Source organism: Shewanella canadensis, from assembly GCF_003966225.1.
GTDB classification, from domain to species: domain Bacteria; phylum Pseudomonadota; class Gammaproteobacteria; order Enterobacterales; family Shewanellaceae; genus Shewanella; species Shewanella canadensis.
The window spans coordinates 1-19590 of the sequence record NZ_RXNU01000029.1 but is presented as its reverse complement, the minus strand read 5'-3'; the positions used below and the strand labels follow the sequence as shown (position 1 = coordinate 19590).

Sequence of the window (19590 nt, the reverse complement as noted above, 5' to 3'; positions counted from 1 at the left end):
CAGTTTTAATGCCTTTTGCAGCTTCCTTAGCGAATGCTTCTAGTTCTTTTTTGTTCATGTTCTACCTTCCATTGACCCATGTAGGGTACTGATTGAAAGGTAGTTACACAAAATTATTTACAGGCTCTTTCTTAACTCTCCTCCTATACCTCATCAACCATAGCCGCAGGGTGATTTTTTGAATACACCTCATGCAGTTTGCCTATCGATACATGCGCATAAACTTGGGTTGTTGATATATCTGCATGTCCTAACAGTTCTTGAATAAAACGAATATCAGCACCGTTTTCCAGCATAGCCGTAGTATGTCGGTATAGATTACAAGCGCCAGGCTTATCGACACCCGCACGGCGAACATACTTCGACACCAATGCGGTTAACTGGCTATCAGTAAAAGCTTCTCCTCTGTCATTAATACCAATCAGTATAAAGATGTGATCGCTCAGCGAGAATTTAGCGCTTCAGAGGCAAGGCAACGAGTGAAGAACATAGTTGTTCTACGTTTAAGCTCGTTAACACAGCATCTGAGGCGCTAAAACTCGCCTGTTAGGCGTGTTTTTGGCTGCCTACCTCTGCGTTGAATGGACTCACAAGGGAACAACCATTCCATCATCCATTCGCCTTGAATTAGTGGCCAAAAAACACGCTGAGTAGATCACTTTCTTATACTGATTGGTATAATGCGCTACCTGACTTTAACGTGAGAAATTGTGGGCGAATTTGTTCTACATATCGAACTATCCAATCACAAGCCCGTTTAGTGCGATAGGGACAATCCTATCTATTTTCCCCTTAGCCTGATCGATTCTAAGCAAGTCAGTGTCAATATCCACGTCATCGACCATTAGCCTTCTCAACTCAGCTCGACGAATACCGGTCGCATAGTTCGTATATTATGAATAATCCCTTGGCAGGGAAAGATCCGACGGGGTATGCGGCCAACTATATAAAACTTAATTTTTACGTCGATTATTGACATGGATCTGGGGTTTGTTAATCCCGCTTTGCCAAAAAATAGTTCTGTAATGAAAATGTGAGACGCGCTGCGTCTCGAAAGTGTCATGTCGAAATATTTCAGTTTTATCGACACATTTTGCTTTTATGTCGATGCTACCAATACATAGCAACGGGACTATGTTCCCACTTTTTAGTAAGTAATGGGAATATAGTCCTAATATATAAATAGCGCTGTGTCCTCGAGCTGGCAACTGATTGGCATCATGTGGCAAACTGGATTAAGGTTCTTCGAACTTTACAATGCGTCCATCAACCAACACTTTTATGCTCAAGGCACCGATCACACATTAAAGGCTTCTTGCTTCATCGTTTGCTCTGCTCGGCTAATCCCTAATCGCTGGGCGACCTGTTGCCACTGTTTCACTGCCTTTAAAACCTCATCGTAGATTTGCGTTGCTTCGGCTTGAGTAAGCCTGAAAAAATCTTTCACATCAAAAGCAAGCTGGTAGTCTAGCGCATTGTCTGTATCGGTAATATTCAGGTGAAGGCCTTGCTTTCCCACAACAGGGTTTAAATCGTAAGCAGGTGATAGCCTCCAGCCCTTATCAGTTAACAGAAACCCATGATTACGCAGGTGATCGTCCGTGTTAGACACCGCAATATTAAACACTATCCGTCGCCATAATTGAGCAAGATCAACTTTTGTTTGTGCCCCCTGATTAGAAAGAAATTCGGCAATTTCAAGATAACTGGCACCGTGCGAATGCTCACCATCGTAGTACTGGAGCTGAGTCATTGCTGATGAAAAATGCAGGCGTTTGTCACCAATGCGATCAAAGCGCTTGGTCAAAAAGGTATGGTGCTGAGTCGAAAATTTTCGGATCTCGCTTGGAAACATCTCAACACTGCCCGCTAAAGCAAGCTCATAACACACCATCTCCCACGCCCCGACATCGTAGGTATCATTTGAATTTGGAAATTTGGCTATCCACAGATGATTTTGCTCGTCAGTAACACAGGCTTTTGGCCTTGCTCCGCCTATAGAAGAGCCGGGTGAAATCAGCATTTTCAACCAGCGATAGTATTCCTCGCTGTCTATATTGTCGTCTATTTCAATTTGGATGGCTGCATGCTCTAACTCGCGTAACGATGCCATGGGTGGCGCAGCAAATTCGGCATTATTATCGAGAAAATGAGGTGAACCTGCTTTTTTAAAGCGAATTCCCCCCATGCGGTAGGAATCATGCACACCAAGCAAATAGTCAAGCTCCGTTAAACGATTACTCGGCCGAATACCTTTACGACATTCGATAGCCGCCCTTCGCTGCATAAGAATACGTCCCCAACGATCTGGAGATGAGTCTAAAAAGGCACGAAAGTTTTTTTCAGCTTCATCATTATATAACTCGCCTGCATGCAGGGTAAGCAAGGGGTCAATTTGCAAACAGTAGGGGGATTTTAAAAAGGCTTTGTCGTAGGCAAAGCTAAATACACCACCTCGACTTGAATCACTATATGCCAATTGACCTATTAATACCGGCTTTGCGATTGGATGCCAGTCAGCGTACACCTCTACCAATGCTCGGCTCATTTTGAACCTTCCAGTAGTTTGATGTTTTGCAGTTTGATGCCTAATTCGTCATGCGCAGCCATTTCAGAGAAGTTGCTCTCCATGCCCAAAACGGCCATGATTTTCAAATAGGTACCAATCGCTACACCTGGGTCACCAGCAAACACCTTGTTCACGGTTTTATGGTCAAACCCGGTTCGCTCGCAGAGCATTTTTTTGGTCAATCCGCGTCGCTTCATCGCCAGCAACAAATCTTCACCAAATACAGTGAGGATTTTGCGCTGCTTTGGAAACAGCACACTGTGTAAGTCTCGCTTTGCCATATAATCACCCACTATGGGACTATATTCCCATTTTTAAATAGATAATGGGAATATAGTCCAACATTTGTGAATTGGCAAATCTAAGCGTTGAATAATATAGATAGCCTTATGCTCTCATTTTAACATGCGATTGCTATCATCCTGGCTTAGTGGCAACGTCACACACCAAGCGATAAATCTTGTAACCTTTTTAACAGCGCTTTACGATTATTGTTGTTCGATACAAAACGTTTAAAGCGGAGCTCAAAGGCTGTTCGCTCACCTTTGAACTGGTAAGCCTCGGCCAATTGGTGCACCTCGCGTGATGCTTGATCATAACCACTGGCACAAGCACGTTTTGCTTGTGTTTGCGCCAGTTGCCAAACATGGTCGCGCTGCCTGTATACTTCTGCAAGCTCAGCTTCTTTTGCCACTTTTTCTGCTACCCGCTGTTGTGCCAATACCGCGGCTTGCTCTTGCTTAAATTGCTTCTGAGCCATCTCAATATAAGGTGTTATCACTTTTGCGTTCAGCCAGTATTGATAAGCCACTTGTTTGTTGACTGGCTCTTTCTTCGTCATGGCTATCGCTTGCTGACGCGTTAACTGCCCCCGCTCAAATATGGCTTTTAACAGGTTGTTTTTTTCTTGTTCTGTCAGCTCAGCAAGCCAATTATCGACACTAAAATAACTCACATTAGCACGATGACTTGGGTTGGCAGTTAATGCCTGAGCCAACGCTTTTACCAACCCCAAAGGAATATCGAACAACTCAGCAAAAACACGTTGTGCCTTTGTTAGGTTATTGAAGTCAAATTCAAGCATGGGCATCGCGGCGATGTCATTAAAACTGTCAAACGCTTTTAGCCACATAAAGTACAGAAGGCGCCAGTCACCTTGCATCAATTCCGCCCGAAGCGTGACTAAATGCTGAAAAAACGCATCCGCTTGTTCATCATCAAAATACTCGTGGTATTCTTCTATCGAAAAGACTAACAACTGCCATTGGTCTGACTCGTGAACAGATAAACCATATTGACTAAACTGTAATAGTGCATCTGGTAAGGTGCCAATGGGCAGCTTAATGTAAACATCTATGGAGCCCCAATCTGCGTAATAGAAGCCAATATCAAAATAATTAAGTACAACATCGTACGCTTCTGCCTTTAGGCCACTGTAGTGATAAACTACCTGAAAAGAAGCCGCGGTTATTTCGGCACGGCTTGAAATCCCCCTCAACGCCTCCCGCTGCTTGGTCCCTAGATAGCCATCTAAACATTCAAATCGATAGTATTGATATTCACTCATGATAACTCGCTAGTGCTGCGTATTGAATTGAAAGGTCTGTGTTAGTAGAGATTGAATCTGCACTTTTCGTGATACATGCTCTTGCGGTAAAAACCGTTTTGGATCTATGGTCACAAAGCCCCAGTATTGTAAAAAACGTTCAATAAAGCGCGATTCAATTAGCGTGCTCAGTAGCTCCATTGGCGTGTAATAATCATCCGGTTGGCACTCAAGCAATAAATCGGGGAATGCCGTGGCGACGTCATCAATCAACCGTTCAACGCTAGCATGTGTTTGTAAACGCCACAGCATAAACAGCCAAACAGTTTTCAGATCGATATTATGCTCCCAGCTATCTAAGTATCCCCAGTTGTATTTCATCGTTGCCGCTTCCAGCATAGGCTTGAAGAAAGCACGAATACCTTGGCTTTGATACTGCTTCTGTGCCGCTTTTTTCACATGGTATCGACCACTACGACGATAAATAACACCGGCAATTTCTGCCAAGATCCGGGTGTAATGTAGTGCATTAAATTTATCTTCATTACTGCCCGAAAATTCACTGATACTGATATGCCGTTCAAATTGAGACACTGCAAACTCAGGCAAAAAATCACTGGACTGCTTGACTAATTTAGCCGGTAAATTTCCTTTACTGGTGGCCTTAAACGAACCATCATTTTGCATGGCTTCGTCTAAAATTAGTGCCAAATACCGCATTACAGGGCTAGTTGAGAGTACTTCTGGGGTGCAAATCGTCACCCAAGCCAATTCATTGAACGGTGCATATAACCAATTGCCCATTTGCGAGGGTGATAAGCCACAAAAGTCTGGATCAGGGCGGTTATTACGCTCATCGTTTCTCTTTTGGATGACAACATTAAGCTCATCGAACGTCAGATTGGGTGACATGGCAACAACTTGCTCGACATCATCAAGCATTTCAGCATGCAGTTTTGACCCGCGGTCCATACAGCAACGTTTATATTTTTTGCCACTGCCACATGGGCAAGGGTTATTTCGGCCTAAATTCATGGTTCACGACTCTTTTATACTTTTAATTCAATATTTTGACCTATTGTTCAACACTTCAATGTTATCCCAGCGTTCATCTAGTATTTTTCTGTACTACCATCGTTACTCTTTAGAAGAAATCAACTTTGATAATAGAGCCATATTCATCTTCAACCTGCTTTATCACTTTACAAACTGTTTAATGTTCTAGAGGCTTGGTATTACGTTATCATGATACAAAGAGTCAATCGCGGATTTCAGTCGCCAGTGCGACACCCCTTAATTATGCAACTAAAAAAAGTGCATCGTAAACTTCATTCGGTGTTTTATAACCAAGTGTGTTGGTATAAAAAAGTTTGTACACAATGGCTACCAAAAATCAGTAAGTTGCATAATAAAGTTTGTACACTAAATCCCACAAAACCAATCAATCGAGAAAGCCCCAAAAGTCACTTTTTGTGCTTAGCTGCCTATAAGCCTCTGATACAGCAGCCCTAATTTAACAGTGTACAAACTATATTGATTCAAAATGCCCTTATGTACAGACACTTCCTGCTCTGTACAAACTATATTGCTCAAGAACACTTGCCCAGACAATTCTCTGACGATCAACCGTATCCATTGACTGCGACACGTCGCGGTGTCTTGCTCAGGCAAATGTCTGATGGCCAACCATATCCATTGACTGCGACACGTCGCAGTGACTTGCTCAGGCAAATCTCTGATGGTCAGCCGCACCCATTGACTGCGACACGTCGCAGTGACTTGCTCAGGCAAATCTCTGATGGTCAGCCGCACCCATTGACTGCGACACGTCGCGGTGTCTTGCCCAGACAATTCTCTGATGGTCAACCATATCCATCGACTGCGACACGTCGCAGTGACTTGCTCAGGCAAATCTCTGATGGTCAGCCGCACCCATTGACTGCGACACGTCGCGGTGTCTTGCCCAGACAATTCTCTGATGGTCAACCATATCCATCGACTGCGACACGTCGCAGTGACTTGCTCAGGCAAATCTCTGATGGTCAGCCGCACCCATTGACTGCGACACGTCGCGGTGTCTTGCCCAGACAATTCTCTGATGGTCAACCATATCCATCGACTGCGACACGTCGCAGTGTCTTGCCCAGACAATTCTCTGATGGTCAACCATATCCATCGACTGCGACACGTCGCAGTGACTTGCTCAGGCAAATCTCTGATGGCCAACCATATCCATTGACTGCGACACGTCGCAGTGACTTGCTCAGGCAAATCTCTGATGGCCAACCATATCCATTGACTGCGACACGTCGCAGTGACTTGCCGTCTTGGTGTGAATTACCCCGCGACTTTCGCTACGCTCGGATCACGGGGTTTTCTCGACAGATTAGATAAAAAAGTTTGTACACAACTACTACGGTAAATCAGTTGGTTGCATAATAAAGTTTGTACACGAAGAGCGTCTTTCATGCCCTTGTCTCGTTAGCTTTGGTTTCAACCATTGACCAGAAACCGTTGCTGCACCTGCTTTGTACAAACTCTATTATTCCAAAATGCTCTTGTGTACAAACACTCTTCGCTCTGTACAAACTTTATTGTTCCAGAACACCAAGTAATTTCCTTGGCCTGTTATTGAGTTTATTTTGGATCAAGGTTATCTCTTCATCCGTGACTTTATCCAATTCCATGCCCTTGAGTAGATAATGACGTATCAGCCCGTTATGATTTTCATTTAGCCCACGCTCCCACGAATGGTAAGGGTGGGCTAAATAGGTATCAAAGATGATCAGCTACAAGAGCGTGAGTGATTGGATTAATGAACATTCTTTTTTCAGACAATGCTTGGAATGACTACCTTTATTGGCAGCAGCAAGACAAGAAAACACTGAAGCGCATAAATACACTCATCAAAGATGGTAAAAGGCCCTCCTTCGAGGGGAGCGGGAAACCTGAACGGTTAAAAGAAAATCTTTCCGTCTATTGGTCTAAACAGCTCTCTGATGAGCATAGATTGGTTTATAAAGCGACACAAGATACCTTAATCATTGTAGCCTTACGTTATCACTTATTACATTCCAACACTTAAGCTGGTCCTAAACAGGCATTATGCCTTTTATAAACTCAGCAAACGGCGCAACATTACAATCTATCGAGGCATTCTCCAGCGCATCAAGGTACGTAGTACGCTCAGTCACAGGAATAATTGTCCAATTATAGCCTCCGAGTAAGAACATAAAGTTCATTAAAAACCTGCTAGTTCTGCCATTTCCATCTGGGAATGGGTGTATGTAGCCTAAGAAGAAATGTCCCAGTACAGCTTTTACAGCAAAATTCGGTTCGCTGACAATAAGGTCTTTCAAAGCCCCCATACAATCCATAAGCTGTTCACTCTGCGGCGGCATATGTCTCGACGTCCTGATTATGATAGGTCCCTTTCGGTAACCGGCCAAGTCACGCTCATTAATGATCCCTGCTGTAACGCATGGTCTGAATAACGACGTGTATATTTGCGTAAGACTGACATCAACAAGGTACGCAAGATCTAAATCGTCTGCGCCTTCATCATACGCCTCTTCAATAAGGCCACGTAATGCTTGAAAAGCCTCGTAATAGCCTCTTGCTGCTAGGGCATCTTTTTGCTGCTTGTCGGCTACAATATGCTCTGTATCCCACTCCCCATTCGCTACCCGATTAATCAGCTCTTCGGTCACAACATATCCCTCGATAGAAAGAGAGTGATATGCATCCGAGACATACACTTTATCCACTGAATCCAGTAATTCATCAAGCGAGCTTTGAAAGAAATCTGAAACTGCGGTGTCAACAAATACCTGTTCAACATCGTCGCGGAGTTTTTGCCAAAGCAATCTAACTCGTATAGCTGCAGCAGATTCTTGGCGCTTATTCCCAACCTTAACTACTGGCACCTCGAATGGGTTCACTGCTTTAAGTGGCCCCAAACCGACTGCATTAATTATATTTTTGAGGTTGCGTGAATCGGCCTTTCTCCCTATTTCCAAGTAAGCTCCAATCAAACGATTTGCTGATTGGATATTCTTAGTTATCAGCAAACTACTGGCAACAGCATTTACTTCAGACTTACCCAATGCGATCTGTACCGCCAGAGGGTTTGAGCGATAAATGGTTGGCGCTAGACCTGCTAATGCAAACTCTAAAGAAAGAATGTTCACACCATTAAACTTAATAATTTCAGTTGGCTTATCTGACTTCTTGATCACCATCAGGCTCATATCATTCGGTAAGAGAATGTTCTTTGTAGCTCCCTCACGAGTAAACACTACGAGTTGCTTTGGCAGAGAGTTGTTTGCCGTGTGTATATCGATCGAGGCTTCTGGATTTAACCAATAATCATCACCATAAGACTCTTTCAAGTATTGGCCAATGAACTGCCAAATTGACTGATACCAAAGTGCTGATTCTCCGGCTTTATCGACGGATACATCTGCATCAAACAGGTACCACCCACGAACGATCTGTTTTATATACCCTTCGCTGACCAAAAGTGTCCGTGTAGTGGGCTTGAGGTTACTACTATTAACTATGTTTCCAGATCTTATCGCAGCAGCGTCTCTAAGAGCGTCAGCTAATTTTTCATTACCGGTCTTTGCCATAACAGAGCCCTTTTCTTTGGTATATGCGCTAATCAATCGAAAATAAATTACTTTCACTTACAAAACATATCACTTTCACTTACGAATTCAAACTACCTTTACTTACGCATAAAATTTAGTTTCACTTACACATTTAAATTACCACCACTTACGCGCTGGAATTATCCTTAGTTACGAAAATATAATACTTTCACTTACGATTGCTGATACTTTTCTACACGCAAAAAAGATGTAAAAATCTCATGTGATAAAGGAGTTAGGATTGATACGGAATAGTCACAAATGTTTTAATCATACGAAGAGTACAGCGTGTTGCGCATAACGAATACCTCAACGTTGTTATCGAACAGACGACATCATAGATATAGCGAGGGCGTTAAAGGCAAAGTTAAAGCCGTTAGTCGAACCAGTCAGATAAGATCCGCTATCTCTGATCTTAACCTCAAGGTCAGTCCATAACACAGCGGTATTTTCGAACTACGTATTAGTTTTGAATACACTTAAGCCGATTATGTATCTAAATATGAATACGCAGACCTCGCTTCCGTATCAACAATCAAGTACGTAAATCGGTGCTTTGCAAGCAAAATAGGATACGACAACCAACCTCATGTATCAATATACACATACACACACCATGTTTATGTAATCGGTATTAAATACAAAAATTGGAAAGTGCATCTTAATTTGATTACACCACATTATATACTCTATGGAAAGTGAGGTGACTATGTACTCTTTTCAAACCAAGCCATTAAAGCAAAAAGCAATCGTTAAAAAGACGGTTCTTAGACAGTACCGAGAAATAGTGGATGGTGTGATTAATATATTTACCCCTACTGCACCAAAAGAGGGGTGGGTTAGAACGATTAGAAAAGCACTTGATATGTCAGGCGCTCAACTCGCTGAACGAGCAGGGATGACAAGGAATAAAGTCTCTGTTCTTGAGAGGCGAGAGGCTGGAGGTGATATAACACTAAACCAGCTAAAGGAATTAGCAGATGCTTTAGATTGTGAGTTCTCATACACATTGAGGCCAAAGAAGGCAGTGTCTGAGACGATTAAAGAGCAAGCTCTTAAAGTTGCTTCAATGGAAGTAAGAAAGACTTCTAAGAATATGTTTCTAGAAGCTCAATCCATTAGCAAGGAAAAGGAGCAGTATTTGATTGACGACCTGGCTGAAGAAATCATGCGTGATGGTGGCCGCAAGCTATGGTTGAAGAGCAAGGAAGAGAAAGCATTTTGATTATTGATGAGCCAGAAGGAGCAACACCGCTCAAACCAGATGATATGGAAGGACTGAAACATGCTCATGTCACAACAAGAGAGCAGCTTAATGAGCTTGAGCAAGCCAACATACTTGCAGGACAGATGTGGGTTAGCCACAGAACAGACCTAACAGCTGATTCCATCTTCTCTACTGATTTCATTCTGGATCTTCATCAAAATCTATTTGGCGATGTTTGGACGTGGGCTGGAAGCACAAGAACTCGCGAGCTTAGTATTGGATGCGATCCGCTCCTGGTTCGAGAAAACCTTCAAAACTTTCTTGAAGATGCGAAGCTTTGGATACAGTATGGACACGACTCAAATCTAGAACTTTGCGCTCGTATACAGCACAAGCTTGTAGAGATCCACCCGTTCCCAAATGGTAATGGCAGGCATTCCCGTATATTTACTGATGTTGTTCGTATTTTCCTATTCTACCCACTTTCCAAAGCAACCACTTTTAACCTCACACTTTCAAAAACTTAAACTATGAAGCGAGAGCAGCATGAGACATTTTCTTGTCCGAAAATGGCTTTTGAGACGCTTTCCCCCAAGGTAACTAATGAACCGATAAATGTTCTACGTGATGCATTACAGCGTCAAAATCTTCATTCGTCCCATTGAGTAACACCTCAAGCGGAGTCGCGCCCGAAAACAGTACACGATCATTGACCATAGTCATATAACCATAAAGATTCTCTGCATTACTGAAAAAGCCTCTTAGACCATTATGAATATTAAGAATGTAACTGAGACGTAGAATTTGCGCTCGAGTTAACGGCATTGCATCTGTGTTTATACTTCCAACATCATTTCCTAGGCTAAGCAATTCTTTTACCTGTATTTTATTGCAGCCCCATTTCTCCAGTATTGTTAATACCGTTTTAAATCTAATTTGGACAGCCTCCGGACTAACGTCATTATCAAACTTCATATACTCCCCCCAAGAATCAAGTAAATTATTAACATTGTTGATTTATACACCACTCAACTGTATAAATAAACAGTGCATTGTAGGTGCGTGACAAAAATAATGTCAAACAATAGAGAAATGTAACCCTTTAATAATTTACTGATGCCGAGGACCCAAATATTACAATTCAAAATAGTGCTAGCGTGATGCAATCACAAAAATAAAAATTGCCTCAAAATATTTTCTTTACACCATATGTTGTAAAAAGACAGTCATCTATAAAAATAAAATACATTTAATCTATTGAATTTATTGATTAATAGTAAGTATTTGTATATGAAAGGTACTTAGCAAAACAAACAAGCTCGCCCATCAAGTTGATAGTCTGATGGGCTACCGAAACTTTAAGAGGTTTTAAGAGGTTTTAAGAGGTTTTAAGAGGTCATGATAAGAACAGTCTTATTGACAGATCATTAGCCAACAAACGGTCCAGTACGTTTGATGTGAAATGGAAGTAGAACGACAAAAGGACGTAAAAAAAGCATGGGGAACAGATATGAAAACAAAGCAGCGCTTGATTAGCAGTTTTACCCTCGAGTACCACCCGCTGGTCGCAAGTTTACTCAGCGAGGAGTCAACTCCGCAGTTCAGCCCCACTGTGATTGAGCATCTTCATGAGCACGAAATACAGCTCTTACTGCAAACAATAACCCTTCATGTAATACCAACAACTCCAGATCACTATCAGCTTTTAACCCCCGAACCATTGTTTGCACTAGTGCGACAACATCCCAGTGTTCAATCACAAAAAGTCAGCCTCTGTGAGTATCAACATTCAGCGGATAACATAGAACAGGTAATCACGACATTAATGCTCACGCTCCCAGCATTGCAATACAACTATCAATCTTCAACACTAAAAACGCTGGCCTATCGACTCAATACCGCTAAATCCAACCCTTCGCCACCAACCAAGTATCTGCCAAAGAAAAGCCAATTAGCATTATTTGCAGGGGTATCGCCATCTGCAATACGGTTAGACACCAACAAGCTAGCCAACAATGACGATAAGGGTAAAGCATGAGTAAACTAAGTGCTATCAAACGTAAAGCGCGTCAACGTAATAGCGGTGGCGTCTACCCTGAGCCGATGAGCGTAGCCTTAACACTACTTACCGCCCTGCATCGATTAAAACCGCGCATACAACCTACCGCGAGCAAAAAGATCAGCTCGTACGATCGACAGTTGTTTTATTTTGTCTATCTGTGGCTCACAGGCGAACTTGCAGATTGCCGAACGACTGACGATATCCCTTTGATAGACATCCTCACAGGCAGTAAGCCATGCAGAGCCAATGCGCTGCGGCGAGTACGTATGAATAATATTTCTTGGGTCGAGTATGCACTGTCACACGACACTCATCATGGTATTAAATGGCAGTGGCAACCTTTGCCAAATGGACTCAATGCCTATTTTAGCCATGCATTAACCCAGTCTACCGAGCATTGGGAACTGTCTATCCAGGAAAAAGACGCTTTCATTGATTGGTTGACAACAAAATGGCGTACACCAACCTCGTTATTAGGTCGATACCGTATGCGCCGAGATGGACTTTTTGGCTACTTCAAAACGTTAGCCAATCTTGATAGTGGCCTATCGACACTCAGTAAACGTGCATTGCTCGGTGAAGAAGGATTACATCATCACTCTGCCAGTGCCTATCAATCCCAAGACAGCGAGCAACTACGTTACGAGATCTTTCACGCACAAACCCGGTATCTAGATAGACTACGTCATGTACTGATGGATCCGAAGCTCGAACCGATGCTCAATGTGCCGCTTCCCATCACTGCAAATGAACGTTCACTGTTACATAAAAATGACCCACTACCCGAGCATTTACTTGTAGCTGGTCGAATTGCAGCGTTTCACCTCGATCTCACTAAGGCAACCAAAACCTATATCAAAACGCCAGCACTTGCTATTGGGTCACAGCGTATGTTGGAGGTGGACAAAGTAAGGAATTTTTTCCGTCATTTACACCAACAAGCACTGAAAGTGACTCAACCGCAGTACACCCCCACTACCTTACGTGAGTTAGCTAATTTTCGCGCTAGTGAACTCGCATTATTGTTCATCGTATTAACAGGTGTTCGGCCGACTCATTCTATTACGCTCGAGCAAGCTTGCTGCTTTAACTTTCAATACGCTATTGTTAGCGACAAAGGCCGCTGGCGTAGTGTGACGCTGCCAGAGTATCTGCAGCAAGCACTCCTGCGATTTGAAAAGCTTAAATGTCAGCTCAACCAATTTTTCCCCAAATATACTCCATCTTCACTGCTGTGGTTCCAGGTCAATGAACAGGGTGAGCCTCTGCCGCTTACAGCAAAAACACTGCGGCACTTTATGATGGTACATTGGTCTCAATGCTACCCACACGATCGAGTGGTGCCCTACCAACTACGGCACTTTTTTGCCCAGCACGCGAGAGCGGCACTCGATCCAGTGTTATCCACCCAAGATGTTGACCAGCTAATGGGCCACTCCTCTTTTGGTGAGCACCTTGGCAGTGATACGCATTTCCCTGCATCGCAAAGAAAACTCACTAAACACCTTAACGGCATTAGTGATTTCTTGCAGCTGGCACCGATCATGGAGGATTAGTGATATGCTCAATTACAGTACACTACAGCGCTACCATGACGATTTTGGGCTAGTGATAGAAGAGCGTACCGATATCGATTGGGTATGTCTGCAGATTGAGCATCACTCTCACCAACGTCAACTCTGTGAAGTCAGCCTCAAGCAAATAAATCATGCCATAAGCGACATTCCCACAGGACGACAACGTCGACTTAAACGAGCACGAGATCAAGTCTTACAATATCTTTATGATGTCTGTGATTGGACGCTACCGCAAAAACAAGAGACGCGGTGTCAAGATAGTGCACTCAAGTGGATGCGTGAAATACAAGTCTTCAACGACAATGCAGGCACATTACTACGAGGCTACCAGCAACAACGCCAGCGCTATATCGCCGAGCCAAAGAGCGAACATAAAAGCGAGTTAGCCTGGTTACTTACCGTGCTCTACATAGAGGTCGCTCCCCTGCCATTGAGTTACTGGCAAGCGGTTCTCAGTAGTGCTGAACCCATTGATTTCTTTGAAGGTCAATATACCCTTAAGGTGCCGCACCCAACGCCTATCGCCGCATTTGCTAACGACGCTCAACCAAGCTTTACCCGGTTGCCACTGCCGCTGTTTGCTTATCGACTATTACAACAATATATGCTGCAGCAAACTCAGGTGCCTACGACTAATGCACTGCTACAAGCACTAAATCATCTGTTATCAGCGCAGCCTTATTATCTAGCTCCGCGTTCGGCTGCTAAGTGGCAGCGCACGTTTCAATCATTGTGGCATCATCATTATCAAGTGCCAGCCGAGTTGTTGCGTGATATTTCCGATCCTCAACGCCATGTAGCGACTTTGGCATATACCTACAACCCAACTCTGCCACTTGCAGTCAAAAACTCACTCTATCAACCTATCGTATTTCCTCGACAAGAAAACCAAGGTGGCATTTCATCAAACTCGGGCAAGCCTCATTGGCCGCATAAAGATTTAATCAAGTATTACCGGCGTAAAAACAACTTATCAACAGCAATGCTATTGGTGCCCAATTGGACTCAAGATAACATCCTCCCCAAGCTGCTATTTCACTTTTGTGAGTCACTATTTATTGAGGGCGGGAAAAAACGTGACAACCTACCAGCGGATACTGTCGACCGCTACAGCAACTTTTATAAAAACCTTGCTCCGCTATCATATCAAGCGGCCTGCGAGCCCGATAAATTAGCCCTTTGGGCGCAGCAAGCATTTGAAACGCTTAATGCCAAAGACTCTCAGGCGTGGCATTTCTACCAATTTTTACGCAGCGTGTCACAGCAACCATTAACCGATCATCTTGATTTGAGTCAATTTGAAAAGCCAAGCTTACCTGCACGTATTGATCCTTTTAGGCTGAGCGTGTCGCAGTTACACCAGGTTATCGAGCACTTACTGTCATCCAACAATGGTCACGCTCTACAACGACTGTTTGCGAGTGTGGCAGCCATACTCGGGTTTTACGGCGCTTTACGTCGAGGTGAGGTATTGCGTCTTCGAGTGGGCGATATTCATCAAGTCGTCAATCAGAACAACCGTTTTCAGCTCACTATTACAGGGACTACAGAGGGGCAAACAAAAAGTCGTCAAACTCGCCACTTATATATCGTCATGCCTGAAGTCGCTGCAAAGCTCGTACGTATTGTGATTAAGATGCATTCAGAGAGTGATAACGCACAACCATTATTGGCCTTATGTGGTGAATCCATCACTTCACGCGCAAGTCACTATTTATACCCGGTGACTCAAGTGCTCAAAGGGTTGTTTGGTCAACAAGTACGTTTTCATCATTTACGCCATTCTGGTATTGAACTCACCTATCTGCAAGGATTGCATTTGGCATATGAGCGAGAAGATAACCATTTAGCCTCATTACTCGATGACAAAGCGATGCAAACAATGCTGACTAAACAAAACTGCTTAGCACGCTTTAGTTTTTGGTTAGAGGGGCGTAATTTTAGCGAGGTAAACGACAGCCTACTTTTTGATGTGATTAGCGCTCAATTTGGCCATGCTCACTATGCCACCACGCGGCGTCATTACTTGCATGGGCTTGAGCGAATAATTCCACTATTTAAACCACAAAAGTGTAACTACAGCCGCGATGAGTTGCGCTACATTTTAGCTATGCCCACCGGTTCGAATGATATCTCCAGGGTGCTTGCAGAGCTCAGCCCTGAATATGCTGCACTGCCCGAACAAGCCAAAAAATACTACCAACCACGCTTTAGCGAGGCGCAACTGCTAAAAAGAATCGCACCCAAACAGCCTGTTTCTATGCTTAAACAGCAATGGAATGACAATGAGTGGTTGAAGCTATGGACTGCGCATACACCAGAGCAATGGCATAGCGGGCAAGAGTTTTATCTAATGAATGGCCAAGCGATGCGTATGCTGACAACTGGCGAACTCAATATAAAAGCCCTTAGTCAAGCTTGGCAGCAGCTGGGGCAACACCAAGGGGTGATTCTGGATAAAAAACAACATACAGCGATTAAACACTTAGGGTCCCCAACTATTGTTGAAGCGCTCGTTAGTGAGAGTTCGGCAAGGCCGGATGAGCCAAGTAAGCTAGATATCGTATTTAATTGCCCCTGTAACCAACGCACGCTTAAGGCATTCCAAACCTTGTGTCACCAAGGTGCACTCAAACCATTCAATGCGACACTGACCTTAGTACAAAATCGAAAAAGTCTTAACAGCCATAAGCTCGCATTGGTCAAAGGCAGCTTTGCTCGCAAGCAAGACAACGTGCAGCATGACGTTATACCTTTTGGGGACACCTTACTTAACATCACCCTGCACACGCAATTTTCCGCCGCCATATTTCAGCGACCGCTCACTCAATATTTTGCTGATTTATCAACTATCACCGCTTAAAGGATCCAATCATGCCTAAACTTGAATTTCATGCAGACAGTAAACAAGGCATTAGCCATCTGGTTAATGCTATCAATCAGAAAGATCTGACTCCTTATGTCACAGTGGTGATAGAAAATCGAGAGGTAGCCTATTTAATCGGGGGGCAGAGCGACTTTCCCTTCATGGTTCAGTTGCCGCTTAGCAGTGACTGGGGACTCAAAAAAGGTCAATGGTCATTATGTGCTAGCAGCTTCAGTACATGGTGGCAGGCGGAGTTAAAGAACACTATAGAACAGACCCCCATTTCCATCGAAGTTGAGTATGATAAGCAGCAAAAGCTACCGTTACTCAATGGCCTGATGGCGCAAGTATCTCGCCTATACATTCAAGCAAAACCGCCAATTGAGGCCCATCTAGCCTTTCTTGAACAACATAAAAATCAAGCTTACCAATCGTTGCCTACAGATTCAGCACGGGTGATCCTTGAGATAGCAGATTGTTATCAACCGTTTGATGTGTTTGAGCTCAATAAAGAGCAACAAAACGTCCGCATTGAGCGTGACAACAGCATTAAGCCCTATGCACTGCCAGAGAATATGGTGACAGAACATAGCATATTGCTCAACAAAGAGAGCGTGGTACAAATGGAAAGCATTTGTCAGGAAACTGATGCGAAACAAATCCATTATTACCTGGATGATGAACGTGCGGTATTTAGTGATGGGGTTCGAGTTGTCTCAAGTTCTTTGGCATCACTACGTGAATATCGATTGAAAAAAGAAACAGCGTATCGCACCGAGGTTAAAATTATCATCAACATTTTTGATTTTAAGGAAGATCTCAAAAAATACTTGTCGATTACGCCGCTAAAAAAAGCCAATCAAGCGCTACTCTATATCGATGAAGACTATGTCATGCTTGCCAGTTTAGTTGAAGAGACCGGTAGTAACCGTTTTATCCGTACCAAGCATATTGAATGCGATAAACCTTCGCTATACAGCATCAATCTAAGTCAGCTTAGTCGTGTGCAGATCAAAGATATTACCAGTGCAGAACAAATGAAAATTACGGTATTAATTAATGAGCAAGGTGAGTTAAAGCTGGGATTTTATAATGACAGAGATAATACCGATCCTTACCAAAGTATCACTGATATCGAATATGCTTCCCCAAAAATGGAGCTGGTACAGCAGTCAAAAGCCAAGCTAGAGATCATGTTAAAACAACAAGATACAACAGGGGATGAAGATAACCAAGATGATTTGTTTGGTTTTGAAGATGTGTGATTGTATAGCAGGGGTTAACTAAGCCTATCTTTAAGCACTTTAGAACAGAAAAACTGAGCTATCAGTAATCGAGACGCTAAAGGTAGCTCGAAATAGCAAGTTCATAATGGCTATTTTATTGCGTTGCCTGCCTAAACCGTTTAGCCGGGATGAAGCAGTGTCAGTGGGGGCTTTTACCTAGGCGTTAACATCAATCTGCACTATAGCGGGCAACTATCTTGTTAACACTGCTATCAACAATCAACGATATTACCAACACGGAAAATGTCGATATGCTTTTGGTAACACAGTGTCCTGATTAACACTGCGATTAACGCTTATGGCTATAGCTTACGATTATTACTTGTGAGCAGCACTTTTTATTAGTACTGGACAAATATACAGTTGCAGCTATAGTAATAGATGTGTTTTTAACCAATAGTCCATATTTAAGCAATATTGGTCATTAGCAACAAAGAAACGAAAATGTAGGATTGGTTGGCTTATTACGCAATGAGAAAGCGTGATTAACAAGCGCGATTGACTCGTGAGAAGTAACGACTAGGTTAACCTATAAAAAGAAGCAGTTGGGGCAGAGTGGCTGTAACCACTCTACCCCGTACCGGCTGCACTGACTATTAACCCACCCCAGCCGATGGCAAGATTTTAACGAATTCCATCGGATAGGGACAGATCTATTTGATGGAGATCACCATGGCTCATATCCGTATTCGCCCCAATGGGCGTATTCAGTTCGACATTCATCTGTATGGTTGCCGCTTTCGTGAAGGCAGCCAATTGATGGCCACACCTAAAAACATGGCTAGTGCTAAAGCCACACTCAAGCAAATGAATGCCGAAATTGATTTAGGCACATTTCAGTACCGCGACTATTTTCCTAAAAGTCGCAAAGTCGCTCAGTTTGAAACCCTACAAAGGGCGTTACATCCCGATCGTCAATATCCCTATTTTGATCATTTTGCCAATCAATGGTTCGAGCGCCAAAAAGCCAAATGGAAAAACAGTTATCGAGACACCGTGCGCGGTGTATTGGATAAATACCTTATTCCCCACTTTGGTAATACCTTAGTGAATGAATTGACCCTCGCCCAGGTGGATTACTTTCGTCAAGATTTAAAGGAAGGGGTGAAAAAAGACGGGTCGCGTCTGCTTTCTAATCGGCGGATTAACTTTTTACTGTGGCCGTTAGTGGCCATCATCAGTCTTGCCGCTGAAGAGTGTAAGTTTGATTATCCGCTGAGACGATACAAATCGCTCAAGGAAGAAAAGGCCGAGTCACACCCGATGACCATAGTTGAGGTACGTCAGTTTCTCACTAAGGTACCGCAAAAATGGAAGGATTATTTTATCATCCGTTTTTGGACTGGCATGCGCAGCTGTGAAGTGCATGGTTTAGAATGGGATCACATAGATTTTGACCATCGCTTGATACGCATCCGTCAAAACTGGGTCAATGGTGAGGTGTGTGATGTAAAAACGCCTAAATCTCGCCGCGAGTTAAAAATGTGCGATACCGTTTATGATGCCTTTAAGCGCATTCAAGCAGTAAAAACAGACAATTCAAATTTTGTCTTTCTTGCCCCAACAGGATTGCCACCCTCGACACACTTTATTAGCCGTAAATTGTGGTTCCCAACACTTAAAGCGGCAGGGTTAAAACCTCGCCGCCCTTATGAAACACGCCACACTGCAGCGGTGTTACATATTGCAGCGCATGAGTGCGTATTCCGGCGATTGCGATCACTCATTTCGGTTTAATCCGATCACCTAAATCATCTTTTCTCTCTTCCCCTTATTTTTACCCTAAGTGATCGGATTGCGCCAGTTTTCTCATCGATTCACCACC

The 19590-nt window shown here is 43.4% G+C and carries 17 protein-coding genes and 1 pseudogene; 9 read left to right on the top strand and 9 right to left on the bottom strand.

What is annotated here, in order from left to right; translation table 11 throughout:
• Positions 1-143: 143 nt before the first annotated feature.
• The 6 genes from EKG38_RS24525 to EKG38_RS24495 form a co-directional block, all read right to left on the bottom strand.
• Complete coding sequence (locus tag EKG38_RS24525; RefSeq protein WP_281277019.1) at positions 144-368, bottom strand: tyrosine-type recombinase/integrase; 225 nt, start codon at positions 366-368, stop codon at positions 144-146.
• A 369-nt stretch (positions 369-737) separates the two neighbouring features.
• Entirely contained in the window at positions 738-872 is a 135-nt protein-coding gene (locus EKG38_RS25450; RefSeq protein WP_369333730.1) for a hypothetical protein, read from the bottom strand.
• A 425-nt stretch (positions 873-1297) separates the two neighbouring features.
• Complete coding sequence (locus EKG38_RS24510; protein ID WP_126523502.1) at positions 1298-2548, bottom strand: type II toxin-antitoxin system HipA family toxin; 1251 nt, start codon at positions 2546-2548, stop codon at positions 1298-1300.
• A complete protein-coding gene (locus EKG38_RS24505; RefSeq protein ID WP_126523501.1) occupies positions 2545-2850 on the bottom strand; it encodes a helix-turn-helix domain-containing protein in 306 nt (101 codons plus the stop codon). The genes EKG38_RS24510 and EKG38_RS24505 overlap by 4 nt, the downstream gene beginning before the upstream one ends.
• Positions 2851-3008: 158 nt before the next feature.
• The gene (locus EKG38_RS24500; RefSeq protein ID WP_126523500.1) at positions 3009-4136 is read right to left on the bottom strand and encodes a hypothetical protein; all 1128 of its coding nucleotides are present in this window, start codon (positions 4134-4136) and stop codon (positions 3009-3011) included.
• Between the two features lie 9 nt (positions 4137-4145).
• Positions 4146-5150 (bottom strand): YecA family protein, encoded by a 1005-nt coding sequence (locus EKG38_RS24495; RefSeq protein WP_126523499.1) that lies wholly within the window; start codon positions 5148-5150, stop codon positions 4146-4148.
• A 516-nt stretch (positions 5151-5666) separates the two neighbouring features.
• Here EKG38_RS24495 and EKG38_RS24490 point away from each other — a divergent pair.
• Positions 5667-6509 carry a hypothetical protein gene (locus tag EKG38_RS24490; RefSeq protein WP_126523498.1) on the top strand — a complete coding sequence of 281 codons (843 nt, stop codon included), beginning with the start codon at positions 5667-5669 and terminating at the stop codon, positions 6507-6509.
• 197 nt (positions 6510-6706) lie between these two features.
• On the opposite strand, the pseudogene EKG38_RS24485 reads toward EKG38_RS24490, so the two are convergent.
• Positions 6707-6886, bottom strand: a pseudogene (locus EKG38_RS24485) (IS30 family transposase); the annotation flags it as partial.
• A gap of 44 nt (positions 6887-6930) precedes the next feature.
• Here EKG38_RS24485 and EKG38_RS24480 point away from each other — a divergent pair.
• Positions 6931-7200 carry a Txe/YoeB family addiction module toxin gene (locus EKG38_RS24480; RefSeq protein WP_126523506.1) on the top strand — a complete coding sequence of 90 codons (270 nt, stop codon included), beginning with the start codon at positions 6931-6933 and terminating at the stop codon, positions 7198-7200.
• Between the two features lie 7 nt (positions 7201-7207).
• Here the strand turns inward: EKG38_RS24480 and EKG38_RS24475 are convergent, their stop codons facing one another.
• Positions 7208-8746 carry a Fic family protein gene (locus tag EKG38_RS24475; RefSeq protein WP_126523497.1) on the bottom strand — a complete coding sequence of 513 codons (1539 nt, stop codon included), beginning with the start codon at positions 8744-8746 and terminating at the stop codon, positions 7208-7210.
• A gap of 730 nt (positions 8747-9476) precedes the next feature.
• Between EKG38_RS24475 and EKG38_RS24470 the strand changes: the two genes are divergently transcribed.
• Positions 9477-9992, top strand: a complete 516-nt coding sequence (locus EKG38_RS24470) for a mobile mystery protein A (RefSeq protein ID WP_126523496.1) — start codon at positions 9477-9479, stop codon at positions 9990-9992.
• Entirely contained in the window at positions 9959-10501 is a 543-nt protein-coding gene (locus tag EKG38_RS24465; protein WP_246033259.1) for a mobile mystery protein B, read from the top strand. The genes EKG38_RS24470 and EKG38_RS24465 overlap by 34 nt, the downstream gene beginning before the upstream one ends.
• 73 nt (positions 10502-10574) lie before the next feature.
• Here EKG38_RS24465 and EKG38_RS24460 read toward each other — a convergent pair whose 3' ends face one another.
• Complete coding sequence (locus tag EKG38_RS24460) at positions 10575-10949, bottom strand: hypothetical protein (RefSeq protein ID WP_126523495.1); 375 nt, start codon at positions 10947-10949, stop codon at positions 10575-10577.
• 535 nt (positions 10950-11484) lie between these two features.
• On the opposite strand from EKG38_RS24460, the gene EKG38_RS24455 reads away from it, so the two are divergent.
• The 5 genes from EKG38_RS24455 (at position 11485) to EKG38_RS24435 (ending at position 19502) form a co-directional block, all read left to right on the top strand.
• A complete protein-coding gene (locus EKG38_RS24455) occupies positions 11485-12012 on the top strand; it encodes a hypothetical protein (RefSeq protein ID WP_126523494.1) in 528 nt (175 codons plus the stop codon).
• Positions 12009-13592, top strand: a complete 1584-nt coding sequence (locus EKG38_RS24450; protein ID WP_126523493.1) for a site-specific integrase — start codon at positions 12009-12011, stop codon at positions 13590-13592. The genes EKG38_RS24455 and EKG38_RS24450 overlap by 4 nt, the downstream gene beginning before the upstream one ends.
• A 4-nt stretch (positions 13593-13596) precedes the next feature.
• A complete protein-coding gene (locus EKG38_RS24445; RefSeq protein ID WP_126523492.1) occupies positions 13597-16476 on the top strand; it encodes a site-specific integrase in 2880 nt (959 codons plus the stop codon).
• Between the two features lie 11 nt (positions 16477-16487).
• A complete protein-coding gene (locus EKG38_RS24440) occupies positions 16488-17744 on the top strand; it encodes a hypothetical protein (protein WP_126523491.1) in 1257 nt (418 codons plus the stop codon).
• 693 nt (positions 17745-18437) lie between these two features.
• Complete coding sequence (locus EKG38_RS24435; RefSeq protein WP_126523490.1) at positions 18438-19502, top strand: Arm DNA-binding domain-containing protein; 1065 nt, start codon at positions 18438-18440, stop codon at positions 19500-19502.
• The last annotated feature ends 88 nt before the right edge of the window (positions 19503-19590 follow it).

Bases quoted from the DNA above. Each gene is read 5' to 3' on its own strand.
- EKG38_RS24510 (WP_126523502.1), bottom strand. From the start codon at position 2,548: ATGAGCCGAGCATTGGTAGAGGTGTACGCTGACTGGCATCCAATCGCA.
- EKG38_RS24505 (WP_126523501.1), bottom strand. From the start codon at position 2,850: ATGGCAAAGCGAGACTTACACAGTGTGCTGTTTCCAAAGCAGCGCAAA.
- EKG38_RS24500 (WP_126523500.1), bottom strand. From the start codon at position 4,136: ATGAGTGAATATCAATACTATCGATTTGAATGTTTAGATGGCTATCTA.
- EKG38_RS24495 (WP_126523499.1), bottom strand. From the start codon at position 5,150: ATGAATTTAGGCCGAAATAACCCTTGCCCATGTGGCAGTGGCAAAAAA.
- EKG38_RS24490 (WP_126523498.1), top strand. From the start codon at position 5,667: ATGTACAGACACTTCCTGCTCTGTACAAACTATATTGCTCAAGAACAC.
- EKG38_RS24480 (WP_126523506.1), top strand. From the start codon at position 6,931: ATGAACATTCTTTTTTCAGACAATGCTTGGAATGACTACCTTTATTGG.
- EKG38_RS24475 (WP_126523497.1), bottom strand. From the start codon at position 8,746: ATGGCAAAGACCGGTAATGAAAAATTAGCTGACGCTCTTAGAGACGCT.
- EKG38_RS24470 (WP_126523496.1), top strand. From the start codon at position 9,477: ATGTACTCTTTTCAAACCAAGCCATTAAAGCAAAAAGCAATCGTTAAA.
- EKG38_RS24465 (WP_246033259.1), top strand. From the start codon at position 9,959: ATGGTTGAAGAGCAAGGAAGAGAAAGCATTTTGATTATTGATGAGCCA.
- EKG38_RS24460 (WP_126523495.1), bottom strand. From the start codon at position 10,949: ATGAAGTTTGATAATGACGTTAGTCCGGAGGCTGTCCAAATTAGATTT.
- EKG38_RS24455 (WP_126523494.1), top strand. From the start codon at position 11,485: ATGAAAACAAAGCAGCGCTTGATTAGCAGTTTTACCCTCGAGTACCAC.
- EKG38_RS24450 (WP_126523493.1), top strand. From the start codon at position 12,009: ATGAGTAAACTAAGTGCTATCAAACGTAAAGCGCGTCAACGTAATAGC.
- EKG38_RS24445 (WP_126523492.1), top strand. From the start codon at position 13,597: ATGCTCAATTACAGTACACTACAGCGCTACCATGACGATTTTGGGCTA.
- EKG38_RS24440 (WP_126523491.1), top strand. From the start codon at position 16,488: ATGCCTAAACTTGAATTTCATGCAGACAGTAAACAAGGCATTAGCCAT.
- EKG38_RS24435 (WP_126523490.1), top strand. From the start codon at position 18,438: ATGGCTCATATCCGTATTCGCCCCAATGGGCGTATTCAGTTCGACATT.